The following is a 13343-nucleotide window of genomic DNA, read 5'->3' on the forward strand; positions in this document are numbered from 1 at the left end:
TTGTATAATGGGTCAACGACTTAGTGTAACAAGCAAGCTTAAGCCGGTAGGTGTAGGCGTAGCGAAAGCGAGTCTGAATAGGGCGATTGAGTTTGTTGCATTAGACCCGAAACCGAGTGATCTAGCCATGAGCAGGTTGAAGGTTGGGTAACACCAACTGGAGGACCGAACCCGCATCTGTTGCAATAGATTGGGATGACTTGTGGCTAGGGGTGAAAGGCCAATCAAACTCGGAAATAGCTGGTTCTCCGCGAAATCTATTTAGGTAGAGCGTCGAGCGAATACCCCCGGGGGTAGAGCACTGGATGGGCTATGGGGACTCACCGTCTTACTGATCCTAACCAAACTCCGAATACCGGGGAGTACTACTCGGCAGACACACGGCGGGTGCTAACGTCCGTCGTGAAAAGGGCAACAACCCTGACCTCCAGCTAAGGTCCCCAAGTCATGGCTAAGTGGGAAAGGATGTGAGGATCCCAAAACAACCAGGATGTTGGCTTAGAAGCAGCCATCATTTAAAGAAAGCGTAACAGCTCACTGGTCTAAATAAGGGTCTTTGCGCCGAAAATGTAACGGGGCTGAAGCCATGCACCGAAGCTGAGGATGTGTAGCAATACACGTGGTAGCGGAGCGTTCCGTAAGCCTGTGAAGGGACAGTCGTGAGACATCCTGGAGGTATCGGAAGTGCGAATGTTGACATGAGTAACGATAAAGAGGGTGAGAGACCCTCTCGCCGAAAGACCAAGGGTTCCTGCTTAAAGTTAATCTGAGCAGGGTTAGCCGGCCCCTAAGACGAGGCGGACACGCGTAGTCGATGGGAACCACGTTAATATTCGTGGGCCTGGTGGTAGTGACGGATTGCTCAACTTGTAAGGTCTTATTGGATTGATCTTGCAGGGACGCGGTTCCAGGAAACAGCTCCACCGTATAGACCGTACCCGAAACCGACACAGGTGGTCAGGTAGAGTATACCAAGGCGCTTGAGAGAACTATGTTGAAGGAACTCGGCAAATTGCACGCGTAACTTCGGAAGAAGCGTGACCCCATTTTGGGCAACCAGGATGGGGTGGCACAGACCAGGGGGTAGCGACTGTTTATCAAAAACACAGGGCTCTGCGAAGTAGCAATACGACGTATAGGGTCTGACGCCTGCCCGGTGCTGGAAGGTTAAAGGGAGAGGTGCAAGCTTTGAACTGAAGCCCCAGTAAACGGCGGCCGTAACTATAACGGTCCTAAGGTAGCGAAATTCCTTGTCGGGTAAGTTCCGACCTGCACGAATGGCGTAACGACTTCCCCGCTGTCTCCAACATAGACTCAGTGAAATTGAATTCCCCGTGAAGATGCGGGGTTCCTGCGGTCAGACGGAAAGACCCCGTGCACCTTTACTATAGCTTTACACTGGCATTCGTGTCGGCATGTGTAGGATAGGTGGTAGGCTTTGAAGCGGGGACGCCAGTTTCCGTGGAGCCATCCTTGAAATACCACCCTTATCGTCATGGATGTCTAACCGCGGTCCGTTATCCGGATCCGGGACAGTGTATGGTGGGTAGTTTGACTGGGGCGGTCGCCTCCGAAAGAGTAACGGAGGCGCGCGATGGTGGGCTCAGACCGGTCGGAAATCGGTCGTCGAGTGCAATGGCATAAGCCCGCCTGACTGCGAGACTGACAAGTCGAGCAGAGACGAAAGTCGGTCATAGTGATCCGGTGGTCCCGCGTGGAAGGGCCATCGCTCAACGGATAAAAGGTACGCCGGGGATAACAGGCTGATGACCCCCAAGAGTCCATATCGACGGGGTTGTTTGGCACCTCGATGTCGGCTCATCGCATCCTGGGGCTGGAGCAGGTCCCAAGGGTTTGGCTGTTCGCCAATTAAAGCGGTACGTGAGCTGGGTTCAGAACGTCGTGAGACAGTTCGGTCCCTATCTGCCGTGGGTGTAGGAATATTGACAGGATCTGTCCCTAGTACGAGAGGACCGGGATGGACATATCTCTGGTGGACCTGTTGTCCTGCCAAGGGCATAGCAGGGTAGCTACATATGGAAGGGATAACCGCTGAAGGCATCTAAGCGGGAAACCCACCTGAAAACGAGTGTTCCCTATCAGAGCCGTGGAAGACGACCACGTTGATAGGCCGGGTGTGGAAGTGCAGCAATGCATGAAGCTTACCGGTACTAATAGCTCGATCGGCTTGATCGTTCTCATTGACAATGCTCATCAAAATGAGCCAGGCGATAAGAAGCAGCATACAAGCGCTTCCCCGCCAATGACGTGTTCAACAAAACGAAGTGAAAACTTCACCAGCTTCTCAAATCGTTGCGCTTCGCTGACCTGGTGGTTATGGCGGGGTGGCTGCACCCGTTCCCTTTCCGAACACGGCCGTGAAACGCCCCAGCGCCCATGGTACTTCGTCTCAAGACGCGGGAGAGTCGGTCGCCGCCAGGTCTGCAAAACGCAACAACGCAATCACAATCTTCTCAACACAAAACAACGGCCATAAGCCGATATAAACCGGCCGCAACAACAGCGGTCCGTTCCGCTCAAAAAAACAATAACGCGGGGTGGAGCAGCCCGGTAGCTCGTCAGGCTCATAACCTGAAGGCCGCAGGTTCAAATCCTGCCCCCGCAACCACGCTACAGCACGCTACGCTAACCAAAGCTACGATCCAGTACGCCAGAGCACTGCGATCATTGGTGCTAAAGCCCCAGCACAAAACACAAAATCCAACATCATCAGGTCCACGGTGGGGGACCGCCAGCTCAGATCATGTCGCCTTCCTCTGGATAGGAGTAAGCGACAAGCAGGCCCATCTGGCGAGGCTCACAACGCTCACGCTAGGCGAACTGCTGTTCAACGCCACCCACCGTTCAGACTGCGGCCTGATCTTGGCGCGTGTCATAGCTGCGCTGGCAGTCCTGAATCACATCGATGTTCTCGACCGTCCAATCGAAAAGGATCGAGAACGGACCTTGCAGTGACCGGCCGAGCGGCGTCAGCGCATACTCGACGCCAAGTACGCGTCCATCCAGAACCCTGCGCGTCACCATGCCGTTGCGCTCCAGCTTGCGCAGCGTCTGGGTCAGCACGCGCTGGGTTACGCCATCAAGACGTCGCTTGATGGCGTTGAAGCGTCGGGGCTCGCTGAGCACCGCCAGCACCATCATCGACCACTTGTCCGCGATCTGGTCGAGGATCACCCGGCTCGGGCAGTCGGCACGGTAGATCGGGTCATTTTCATTTGTTGGTTCATCCATCGGTATCCTCCGGCATCCCTGGGATGCTTCAGGTGCGTAATTGACGCTAGGTATCCGATGAATACTTTAGGGTCAATGGTGCGAAACATCAGCGCCAGAGTTTCCCGAAGAATAGAGATTTTACGCATGACAGACACAGTTTTCGACCGGCTTCGAATTTCCCGGGCTGATGGTATTGCGACGATCACGCTCGACAATCCGCCGGTAAACGTCCTCGACGTCCCTCTCATGAGCGAGATTCGCCACTTTCTTCTCTCCCTTCGCGACGATCCGGACACCCACGTGCTGGTTTTCGAGAGCGCAGACCCGGAATTCTTCATCGCACATGTCGACATGACATTGATCGATGAGCCGCATGCATTCGACGATTTTGTTCGCGAGGCTCCGGAAGGCCTCAATCCGTTCCAGGCGTTTGGCGAACTTCTGCGGGAACAGCCGCAGGTGACGATCGTCAAGCTCGCCGGGCTGGCGCGCGGCGGCGGAGCGGAGTTCGTCGCGGCGGCCGACATGGCATTTGCCGCCGAAGGGCGGGCTGGGCTTGCGCAGTGCGAGGCGTTGATGGGCATCACGCCCGGAGGTGGCGCCACCCAATATCTGTCCGGTCGGATGACGCGCGGCCGGGCTCTTGAAGTGATCCTAGGCGCCGATCTCGTCGACGCGACGACGGCGGAACGCTATGGATGGATCAACCGAGCGCTGCCGGCCTCGGAGCTTGATGGCTTCGTTGACCGGTTGGCGCGCAACATTGCGGCGTTGCCCGAAGGCGTCATCGCCGCGGCCAAGAAGGTGCTGCCGCCCGCAGACCTGCGGGATGGCCTTCGCCGTGAGCACGACGCCTGGGCGGGACTGTTCGAACGCTCCGCTGCCGAAAAGCTCATCCGGGGCGGGCTCAAGGCTGGCGCGCAGACGAAGGACGGTGAGCGAAATCTGGAAGGCTTGCTCCGCGCGTTGGAGGCGTGAGGTCCCCGACTGAAGCAAGACGGCGAAACCGCTGTGGCGAAGTATCTCGCTTAGGCGTTTTCGGATGGCCTTTGCATGGCGCAGGTGCGCCCCTGAGGTGCTAGGGCTGGCTGCAAATCCTGCTTTGTCGGATGACATCGCGGCGCCTGCGGCCGATTCTGCCTCGTCCTCGATATCCTCTACTGCCTCGTGGCTCGGACCGAGGAAGAGGAAGACGACGAGAGCCGTCAGTGCCGTGATCCCGCTCAGCAGCCAGAGTGGCATGGCGAACCTGTCGCTATATCCATGTAGAAGGGCCGCCCGCTCAATCGATGGCACAAGCGCCGCGGCCTTAACAGGTCGCCGGTGACGAGCCGCTGGGTGATCGCGCCCGCCCGATCGCCGGCGGTTGTCCCGAGGTTGGCTGCGGTAAGTCCAGAAAACGCCGCCGATATTAACGCAAACCCCAAGCCCTCACCGACCGCGCGGGCTGCCTACGCCGATCAAGTTTCCGGCTGCTGCCAATGAGGATAGGTCACATAAGCGGTCACAGCGCCTGCCTCGTGGGAGCGGATAGTCACCCTGTCGCCTTTCTGCATGGCGATGATTTCTCCGCGACCAGCCGTCACCGATTTGTGAGCGTCGGAGACGGTGATCTTTCCTTCAAGGATCACCATTGTGTCGTGCACGGTCATAGTCTCCTCCAGTATCTGGTCTGGCCCATAGCGCCCGAACCCGATGGTGACCGGCCCGCCGTGGCGCTGATCGAGGAGGTTGCCGGTGAAGATGTCACCGTCCTGCCCTGGCGAGCGCTCGAATGCTGCGTCGGCAATGGTGAACTTGTGAATGGTCATGGACCGACTCCTTTGAGATTGGCTTGGGGAACTGAATGCGGCATGCTCCTCCGGACCCAACTGCAGGCCCGGGAAAGGCGATCGCTCGACTGAACTGCGGGACAGAGCCGGGCGCTCCGTCCCACAGGCTCTCAGTCGGTAATGAACTTCAAGAGATTCTCATTCAGCACATTGGCATTGACCGTCAGCATGCCGTGAGAATAACCGGGATAGGTCTTCAGCAAGCCGTTCCGCAGAAGCTTGACCGCCTTCAAAGCCGAGGCGGCGATCGGAACGACCTGGTCGTCCTCGCCGTGCAGCACCAGCGTCGGCAAAGTGATTACCTTCAAGTCCTCTGTCTGGTCGGTTTCCGAAAAGGCCTTGATGCCATCATAGTGCGCCTTGGCGCTGCCCATCATGCCCTGCCGCCACCAGTTCTGGATCACGCCTTCATGGACCGTCGCGCCCTCGCGCTTGAAGCCGTAGAACGGCCCCGACGGAACGTCGCGGAAGAACTGGGCACGGTTGCTGGCCAGTGCCGACCGAAAGCCGTCGAAGACCTCCATCGATGTGCCTTCGGGGTTGTCAGTGGTCTTCAGCATCAGCGGTGGGATGGCGGCGACCAGAACGGCCTTGGCCACCCGGCCGGCCGGCTCGCCGTGCCGCGCCACATAACGTGCGACTTCGCCGCCGCCGGTGGGCCAATGTGAACCGCGTTGCGCAGATCCAGTGCCTTTGCTACGGCAAAGGCGTCGGCTGCGTAATGGTCGATGTCGTGACCTTCGGCAACCTGCTCCGAACGCCCATGCCCACGCCGGTCATGCGCGACGACGCGATAGCCCTTCGACAGGACGAAAAGCATCTGCGCATCCCAGTCGTCGGAACTGAGCGGCCAGCCATGGTGAAATACAATGGGCTGGGCGTCCTTGGGGCCCCAATCCTTGTAGAAAATCTGAACGTTATCGTCGGTCGTGACAAAGCCCATGGTAAGTTCTCCTGGGGTGTTGATTGTGACAGGTTACGCGGCACGCACGGTGCCCGGCAATAATGTAAAGCTCGTGGCAAGTGCCGCGCCCGCGATCAAGGCATCGCGGCGGCCGAGCGGTAGGCCTGGGGTTGATATTGGAGGCATGGAGACGTTCCGTGGTTTAATCAATATGTGGCTGTTGCTCACGAAGGAGCTCTGTCCAGCATTCCATGACGGTCTCGGCGATGGCGCAGCAAGTGGATGTGCGGCTAAAGGGTATGAGTGTGTCCTTGGCTGGCTTTCGAGCTTGTAGGTTTGCCGGCAGATATGCTCCCGAATGCTGCCTGAGCCTTGATGTCATTTCGAACGGAGACGCGGTAGTGCACTGTCGCGCGAAGCTGTGTCGCTGAACGAGGAACGCCGAAATGAATTTGGCCCCCTCGCGCCTCCTGAAGCTGATAAACGCGGAAGGAAACGCCGTGATCTGCATCGCAGATCGCGGCTGGTGTAAGTCAACGCAAGAGAGCGGCGGGCTATCCGCGGCAGAATTTAGCGTTGCAGGTCAGCCACGGGCGCAGTCCCAAACATGCTTTTATACTCTCGACTGAATTGCGACGGGCTTGTGTAGCCTACCTCATATGCCACGCGCGATACATTGGTGCTCCCGGCGGCAAGAAGCTTTCGAGCTTCCAGCAGGCGTATATGACGTTGGAAGGCCAGCGGGCTAAATCCTGTGACAGCCTTGAAGTGCCTGTGAAAAGAGGTGACGCTCATGCCGGAAGAAGCCGCCAGGTCGGGGATGACAATCGGTTCGCTATGATTGGCGGCAAGCCAGTCAGCCGCCGTCTTGAGCTGTTGAAACCGGTCGTTTCGCTGGCCGACCTGACGGAGCGTATCGCCCATCGAGCTCTGCAGCAGGCGATAGTAAAGCTCGAACTCGTAGTGCGGGGCGAGCACGCCGACGTCATCGGGCGTGGCCAGGAGCCCGACGAGACGAGCGAACGCGTCGCCGACTTGGCCGTTCAGATCGCCCGCCGCGACCGCGCACGTCCAGCGATCCTCCTGTTTGGGCATATCGAGCATGACGCGCGTGAGCGTGCCGATATCCAGATGAAGGCTGATACCGACGTAAGGGAGCTCGGGCGTCGCGCCAGTCAGTTGGTGGATATAGGGCAGGCCGAAGGACGATGCGGCGCAGGCACCCGCAAGCAGTTCGAAGCGATTGGCGCCCATGGTCAAAACCTTGGTGCCCCGTAGAACAGCGTAGAACATGGGTTCGAACACGGCCGGTGTGGGTGACGTGGCGCGTGTGCTTGTCCATAGCGTCAGGCGCGGAACGGAAGTCGGGAGGCCAACAGTTCCCCCACGTCGCGCAACAAAGGGAGCAACGTCGTTCAGGAGCTGAGTGGTTGGTTTCACAGGATCGGCCATCACCTCGAGCATGTAGTGATTTGGAAGGATCAGGCAAGTCTCTGGGAAAATCGGGAATGTGGCCTCCGTCGTGTCTGCCTATCTTCTGGCTCAACGAAGGAAACCTGCCGTGATCCTCGGTACCCAAGAGGTACGGGCCTCGAAACCGCGCATCAGGGCGACACGATATTGAAAGGGTTCGGATTATGCAGGAACTGGCTGGGAAGAATGCTCTGGTGACGGGTGGGTCGCGCGGCATAGGTGCAGCAATTGCACGCGCGCTTTCCGAGAAGGGGGCGAATGTAGCGATAACGTATGAGCGGTCAGCCGACAGCGCGGCGCAACTTGTTCAAGCGATCGAAGGCAAGGGGCGCAAGGCCGTCGCGATCCAGGCTGACAGCGCCGATCCAGCGGCAATACAGCGATCCGTGGACGAAGCCGTCCGCGCACTGGGCGGTCTCGACATTCTCGTCAACAATGCCGCGATCGCACGGTATAACAATATTGCCGATTTCACGATCGAGGATCTCGACGCGCTGCTTGCGGTTAACGTGCGCGGGCCGGTTCTCGCGTCGAAGGCGGCCATTCCCCACCTCAAGGAAGGCGGCCGCATCATAAATATCGGTTCAGCGGGCGCGGATCGTATCGTCGGCGTACCCGGCACGGTCTACTATATGACCAAAGGTGCGCTTCAAGCATTCAATCGCGGTCTTGCGCGCGAATTGGGTGCTCGGGACATAACGGTCAATCTCGTTCAACCGGGATCGACAAACACCGACTCGAATCCTGAGACGGGCGAATCGGCGGATTACCAGCGTAGCCTGACCCCCCTTGGCCGTTTCAATCAGCCCGAAGATGTCGCAGCCGCGGTCGCCTTTCTCGCGACGCCTGCCGCTCGGCAGATCACCGGGACGATCCTCACTGTGGACGGCGGCGCGCTTTCATGAAGGCGCAATGCAGTTGGTGGTCGCTCGATGAAGGTCGGGCGAAGGCTGGTCGGTGCCCCAATCCTTGTAGAAAAGCCGGGTGCCGTCCTTGGTGGTAAAGTAGGTCATCTCAACTCTTATCGTTGTACTCGCGATTATTTGCAGAGTTGTATCGCTGAAGTCAGGGACTTTGCGTTCCGCTTCTTGCGACATAGTTTTGCGAATGTGGAGACTATTCAGCCTAAAATTGCAACGATACCAAACGCGGTGGAGAAACTGAATGGCGGGGCGTGGTCTTTCTTTAGCCGGCGCCCGGTTGCTCAAGCATGTGAGATCGGAAGGGCGAATGCATGGCTGAAGCGAGCTTGGGGCAGACGATCGGACCTGCGATCGTCCTGATGGGGGCGGCCGTTGTCGCGGTGCCCTTGTTTCGTCGGCTCGGCCTCGGATCGGTTCTGGGCTATTTCGCTGCCGGCGTGCTTGTCGGTCCGTCGATCTTCGGGCTCTTCGCCGATGCCCTGTCCATCTTGCATTTCTCGGAGCTCGGCGTGGTGATGTTCCTGTTCGTCATCGGACTGGAGTTGCGCCCATACAAGCTGTGGGCCATGCGTGGCCAGATCTTCGGACTGGGCCTCGTGCAGGTCGCGGCTGCAACCGCAGCCCTTACGCTGACGGGCATGCTGGTCTTTGGCCTTTCCGGCCCTGTGGCCTTCATCGCCGGGGCAGGTTTCGTCCTTTCCTCGACGGCCGTCATCATGTCGGTCCTGCAGGAGCGCGGCGAGATTTCGAGTGCCGAGGGCCAGAAATCGGTCTCCATCCTCCTCTTCGAGGATTTGATGATCGTGCCGCTTCTGGCGGTGGTCGCCTTCCTGTCGCCTCTGTCCCAAGGACAGTCGGGGTGGATCGAGGTTTTGCTGGCGCTTGGCGCGTTGCTGGTTCTTTTAGGGGTATCAAGATGGGGCCTGAACCCATTTTTCGCCTTGCTGGCGCGTGCGCGAACACGCGAAGTGATGACGGCGGGTGCGCTGATGGTGGTGCTTGGAGCAGCACTGCTGATGGCCGGCGCTGGTCTTTCCATGGCGATGGGCGCATTCCTCGCCGGGGTGATGCTGTCGAGCTCCAGCTATCGGCACCAGATCGAAAGCGACATCGAGCCGTTTCGTGGCCTGCTGATGGGCCTGTTCTTCATGGCCGTAGGCATGTCGCTCGACCTTTCCGTCGTTGCCGCGGAATGGCGGTTTCTACTGTCCATGCTGATCGCATTCACCGTCGCAAAAGGCGTCGTGGTCTATACGGTTGCGCGTTTGTTTGCCAGTTCCAGCCACCAGGCATTGCATCGCACCTCGATGTTCCTGCAGGGCGGCGAATTCGCCTTTGTGCTCTACGCCGCGGCGTCCACAGGCGGCGTGATTGATGCGCGCGAGAATGCACTGTTCACCACCGTCGTGATCTTCTCCATGGCGCTGACGCCGCTTCTCATGATTGCGGCAGACCGGCTTCTACGATGCGAGGCATCTATGGAGGGCATTGAGGCGGCCCGGGATCTCAATGGACGAGTGCTCATCATCGGTTTCGGCCGCTTCGCGCAGATCGCTTCGCAACTGCTGCTTTCCAAGGGAGTCAGGCTCTCCGTGATTGATATGAGTCCCGATCGGATCCGTGAAGCGGGACGGTTCGGGTTCAAGGTCTTTTTCGGCGACGGCACCCGGCTCGATACTCTGCGCCATTCCGGCGCGGGTTCCGCCGAAGCACTGATGATCTGCATCGACGACCCGAGGGCCGCAATGCAGATCGTGGAGCTGGCGCAGCATGAATTCCCGCAGGCAAAGATTCTCGTGCGCAGCTATGATCGCGGCCATGCGGTCGACCTGATCCGCGCCGGCGTGGACTATCAGATTCGCGAGACGGTCGAATCCGCCTACATGATGGGAGCGGAGGGCCTGCGCGCATTGGGTTACGCCGAGCTTGACGTGGAGGAAGCCGCCGAAGATGTCCGTCAACGGGACAATGAGCGACTGTCCGAGCAGGTGCAGGGAGACGCCATGTCCGGCAGCGACCGCCTGCACGTCCGGCCCGTTCCTGAGCCGTTGAGCGGAGTAGCAGTGTCGAAATAGACAGCGGCAGGTACTCCATCGCAAGCTTCCCTCATCAAAAAGGAAAAGCACATGAAAGCCGCAGTCTACGACAACCCCGGTCCTCCGGCAGTCTTGAGATATGCCGATGTGCCCGATCCGACTTGCGGGCCAGAGGATGTTCTGATTGCCGTCGAGGCGATTTCGATCGAGGGCGGCGATCTGATCAACCGCCGGTCGACGCCACAGCAAACCCCTTGGATCGTCGGCTACGCGGCTGCCGGGACCATAATATCGGTCGGTGAAAATGTTCGCGACCGGGCAGTCGGCGAAAAGGTGGCTGCCTTCGATATGCATGGATCGCATGCGGAGCTCTGGTCCGTCCCCGCCTCACGGACATGGCTTGTCCCGGACGGCGTGGACATGGCACATTCCGCCGCGCTGCCGATTTCCTTCGGCACGGCCTATCACTGTCTGATCACCAAAGGCGGCTTGGGCGAAAAAGAAACAGTCCTGATTCAGGCTGCCGCCGGCGGTGTCGGTCTGGCGGCCATCCAAATGGCGCGTGGCGCAGGGGCGATCGTCATCGCCGTGGCCGGTGGCAGCGAACGACAAGCGCGCCTGGCTGAGCTCGGCGCATCACATGTCATCGATCGCCTGGAGAAGGATGTCGTGGAGGAGGTTCTTCGGCTGACCGGGCGCAAGGGTGCCGACCTCGTCATCGATCCTGTCGGTTCGACCTTGCAGGCCTCGCTATCCGCACTCGCGCCCGAGGGTCGCCTCGTATTCGTCGGGAATGCAGGTGGCGGCAGCCTCAATGTCGACCTCTGGCAACCGATGCAGAACAATCAAACGCTTCACGGCGTCTTCATGGGGCCGCTTTTCGAGAGGCCGGCCGTATACAGGACCGTCAGCCAACTGCTCGAGGCCCTGGCCGAGGGACGCATGGAGGTTGTGATCGATCGCGTGTTTCCGTTGCATGAAGCATCAAAGGCGCATGAGTATGCGGAGACAGCCAAGCCGTTGGGGCGCGTTGTGATGGTGCCCTGATTTCCCAATGATCTGACGATCTCAAGATGCCGTTGCTGATCGCTAGCCGAGGCATCGCGGACGTCGTTGGGAAGAGTGCCGCGATACTACGGGTAAGCTGTTTTCGGCAATGCCGGGCCATGGTCGAAGCACTCGATCAGCATTTCGGTCAGCACCCGGACTTTTCTTGCAGGATGCTGCCCGGGCGGTCTGACGACATATATCCCGATCGGGGTTGGTGGATGGCGTTTCATGACCGGAACCAACTCGCCTGAGGCCAGATAATCTTTTATAAGCTCGTCAGGGAGCGCGGCGATACCCAAACCGGCTACTGCGGCGACAGCGAGAGCAACCCCGTTGTCGGCCTTGAAGCGTCCCTGTGGGCGAACGGTTATCACCTTGTCTCCATCCATCACTTGCCAGGTTTCCGTTCCCTGCATGAGAGCCTGATGGGCGACAAGCTCGTCCGGTGTCTCCGGAGAGCCATGGGCTTTGATATAGTCCGGGCTTGCAACGAAACTCCCATAGAGGGGACCGACGCGTCTTGCGATCAGGCTGGAGTCCTGAAGTGTGCCAACGCGGATCGCACAATCATAGCCTTCCGCGATCAGATCCACGAAGCGATCACTGTAACAGGTCTGGATCTGGAGATGAGGATGGCGGCGTGCCATTTGCGCAATCACCGCTGCGAAATGCGTCGGACCGAAGGAAAGCGGCGCGGCAACCCTGAGGCGGCCGCGGAGCTCACCGGCGGGCACAATTGTTTCCCTGGCCACATCGATCTCGGCGGAAACCCTGGCTGCATAGTCCCGGAACGTTGCGCCGGCCTCGGTCAGGGAAGCCCCGCGGGTGGATCGGGCAAGGAGCTGGACACCAAGCTCCGCTTCGAGCCGCATGAGCCGTCGGCTGACCATCGACTTGGAGATGCCAAGTCGCAGCGCGGCAGCTGAAACGCCTCCGGCATCCGCTACTTCAACAAAAGTCCGCAAGTCCTCAATGTCCACTTTGGCGTTCCCCGTTTTGCGACACAGCTCATCAGGAACGAGCACTACCGCATCACAAACAGGAATGACAAGTTTCGTCCCGCGGCAGCGCCTCGGAGGGCGCATGTCTTTTGAGTAAACGCGCTTCAATAAACCGCTAACATAGGATGAAACCATGACCTTTCGTAACGGCCTTGACTCACTTCTCCGCCCCGAAGACTCCGTCCTCGTTCTGATCGATCATCAGCCTTACCAGCTGGCGAACCTGAACAGCCATGATCCTCATATGGTGGTCAACAACACGACCGCGCTGGCAAAGCTGGCAAAAGCCTTCAATGTTCCGACCATTCTCACCAGCGTGATCGCGGCGCGCGGTGGACTTCTCTTTAAGCAGATCACCGACCTGTTCCCTGGCCAGGAAGTCATCGATCGCACCTGGGTGAACACCTGGCAGGACGAGAATGTGGTGAACGTCGTCAAGGCGACAGGCCGCAAGCAGCTGATCATCGCCGGCCTGTGGACCGAGGTCTGCGTCGCAATGCCTGTCATCCAGGCTGCCGGCGAAGGCTGGGACGTGACCGTGATCACCGACGCGTCGGGCGGGATTTCGAAGGAGTCTCACGAAGTTGCCATCCAGCGAATGATCGCGGCCGGCGCGAACGTGATGACCGTGATGGCGCTGGCGGGCGAATGGCAACGCGATTGGGCGCGCATCGAGCATGTCGAGGAGCTGACCGAGATTCTCATCCAGCACTTCGGCGGCAGCGGCATCGCGTATCTTTGGGAGCAGCAGCTTCTCAACACGCCGGTGCCGACCACCCAAAGCGGGCACTAGAACCTAACGGGGATGACGGGGTTCTCGATGAACGTATCGCAAAAGCCCGGACGGTGCGTTGAACCTCGTCGTCCTTTTTCAATACAGGTCGAAGTAT

Annotated in this window: 9 protein-coding genes, 1 tRNA gene, 2 rRNA genes and 1 pseudogene (1 of these 13 cut by a window edge); 8 read left to right on the forward strand and 5 right to left on the reverse strand. The window is 59.1% G+C overall.

Features of this window, described 5'->3' with window-relative positions:
* From ACZ9DP_RS17595 to ACZ9DP_RS17605, 3 genes are all read left to right on the forward strand, one after another.
* Positions 1-2196: ribosomal RNA gene (locus ACZ9DP_RS17595) — 23S ribosomal RNA — on the forward strand (it extends 617 nt beyond the left edge of the window).
* Positions 2197-2327: 131 nt separating this feature from the next.
* Positions 2328-2442 (forward strand): 5S ribosomal RNA (rrf, locus tag ACZ9DP_RS17600).
* A 110-nt stretch (positions 2443-2552) separates the two neighbouring features.
* Positions 2553-2629: transfer RNA gene (locus tag ACZ9DP_RS17605), tRNA-Met, on the forward strand.
* A gap of 236 nt (positions 2630-2865) precedes the next feature.
* Here the strand turns inward: ACZ9DP_RS17605 and ACZ9DP_RS17610 are convergent.
* Positions 2866-3252: a winged helix-turn-helix transcriptional regulator gene (locus ACZ9DP_RS17610; RefSeq protein WP_476203050.1), complete on the reverse strand. Its 387-nt coding sequence runs from the start codon at positions 3250-3252 to the stop codon at positions 2866-2868.
* A gap of 126 nt (positions 3253-3378) precedes the next feature.
* Between ACZ9DP_RS17610 and ACZ9DP_RS17615 the strand changes: the two genes are divergently transcribed.
* Positions 3379-4212: an enoyl-CoA hydratase/isomerase family protein gene (locus ACZ9DP_RS17615; RefSeq protein ID WP_476203051.1), complete on the forward strand. Its 834-nt coding sequence runs from the start codon at positions 3379-3381 to the stop codon at positions 4210-4212.
* Between the two features lie 482 nt (positions 4213-4694).
* On the opposite strand, the gene ACZ9DP_RS17620 is transcribed toward ACZ9DP_RS17615, so the two are convergent.
* From ACZ9DP_RS17620 to ACZ9DP_RS17630, 3 genes and pseudogenes are all read right to left on the reverse strand, one after another.
* Positions 4695-5045: an ethanolamine utilization protein gene (locus ACZ9DP_RS17620; protein ID WP_476203052.1), complete on the reverse strand. Its 351-nt coding sequence runs from the start codon at positions 5043-5045 to the stop codon at positions 4695-4697.
* A gap of 131 nt (positions 5046-5176) precedes the next feature.
* A pseudogene (locus ACZ9DP_RS17625) lies at positions 5177-6009 on the reverse strand (alpha/beta fold hydrolase).
* 531 nt (positions 6010-6540) lie between these two features.
* Entirely contained in the window at positions 6541-7434 is an 894-nt protein-coding gene (locus ACZ9DP_RS17630; RefSeq protein WP_476203053.1) for an AraC family transcriptional regulator, read from the reverse strand.
* 173 nt (positions 7435-7607) lie between these two features.
* Here ACZ9DP_RS17630 and ACZ9DP_RS17635 point away from each other — a divergent pair, with 173 nt between their 5' ends.
* The 3 genes from ACZ9DP_RS17635 to ACZ9DP_RS17645 all read left to right on the forward strand — a co-directional run bounded on the left by ACZ9DP_RS17635 (position 7608) and on the right by ACZ9DP_RS17645 (position 11449).
* On the forward strand, positions 7608-8348 hold the full coding sequence (locus tag ACZ9DP_RS17635; protein ID WP_476203054.1) for an SDR family NAD(P)-dependent oxidoreductase: 741 nt from the start codon (positions 7608-7610) through the stop codon (positions 8346-8348).
* Positions 8349-8677: 329 nt separating this feature from the next.
* Entirely contained in the window at positions 8678-10441 is a 1764-nt protein-coding gene (locus ACZ9DP_RS17640; protein WP_476203055.1) for a monovalent cation:proton antiporter-2 (CPA2) family protein, read from the forward strand.
* A gap of 51 nt (positions 10442-10492) precedes the next feature.
* Positions 10493-11449 carry a quinone oxidoreductase family protein gene (locus ACZ9DP_RS17645; RefSeq protein WP_476203056.1) on the forward strand — a complete coding sequence of 319 codons (957 nt, stop codon included), beginning with the start codon at positions 10493-10495 and terminating at the stop codon, positions 11447-11449.
* A gap of 86 nt (positions 11450-11535) precedes the next feature.
* On the opposite strand, the gene ACZ9DP_RS17650 is transcribed toward ACZ9DP_RS17645, so the two are convergent.
* Complete coding sequence (locus ACZ9DP_RS17650) at positions 11536-12432, reverse strand: LysR family transcriptional regulator (protein WP_194730420.1); 897 nt, start codon at positions 12430-12432, stop codon at positions 11536-11538.
* Positions 12433-12586: 154 nt separating this feature from the next.
* Between ACZ9DP_RS17650 and ACZ9DP_RS17655 the strand changes: the two genes are divergently transcribed.
* Entirely contained in the window at positions 12587-13246 is a 660-nt protein-coding gene (locus ACZ9DP_RS17655) for a hydrolase (protein WP_476203057.1), read from the forward strand.
* Positions 13247-13343 lie beyond the last annotated feature (97 nt).

The sequence above is a fragment of the Rhizobium sp. USDA 4016 genome (genome assembly GCF_056279705.1).

Excerpts from the sequence above, each read along its gene's own strand:
- ACZ9DP_RS17610 (WP_476203050.1), bottom strand. The coding sequence starts at position 3,252 with ATGGATGAACCAACAAATGAAAATGACCCGATCTACCGTGCCGACTGC.
- ACZ9DP_RS17615 (WP_476203051.1), top strand. The coding sequence starts at position 3,379 with ATGACAGACACAGTTTTCGACCGGCTTCGAATTTCCCGGGCTGATGGT.
- ACZ9DP_RS17620 (WP_476203052.1), bottom strand. The coding sequence starts at position 5,045 with ATGACCATTCACAAGTTCACCATTGCCGACGCAGCATTCGAGCGCTCG.
- ACZ9DP_RS17630 (WP_476203053.1), bottom strand. The coding sequence starts at position 7,434 with ATGCTCGAGGTGATGGCCGATCCTGTGAAACCAACCACTCAGCTCCTG.
- ACZ9DP_RS17635 (WP_476203054.1), top strand. The coding sequence starts at position 7,608 with ATGCAGGAACTGGCTGGGAAGAATGCTCTGGTGACGGGTGGGTCGCGC.
- ACZ9DP_RS17640 (WP_476203055.1), top strand. The coding sequence starts at position 8,678 with ATGGCTGAAGCGAGCTTGGGGCAGACGATCGGACCTGCGATCGTCCTG.
- ACZ9DP_RS17645 (WP_476203056.1), top strand. The coding sequence starts at position 10,493 with ATGAAAGCCGCAGTCTACGACAACCCCGGTCCTCCGGCAGTCTTGAGA.
- ACZ9DP_RS17655 (WP_476203057.1), top strand. The coding sequence starts at position 12,587 with ATGACCTTTCGTAACGGCCTTGACTCACTTCTCCGCCCCGAAGACTCC.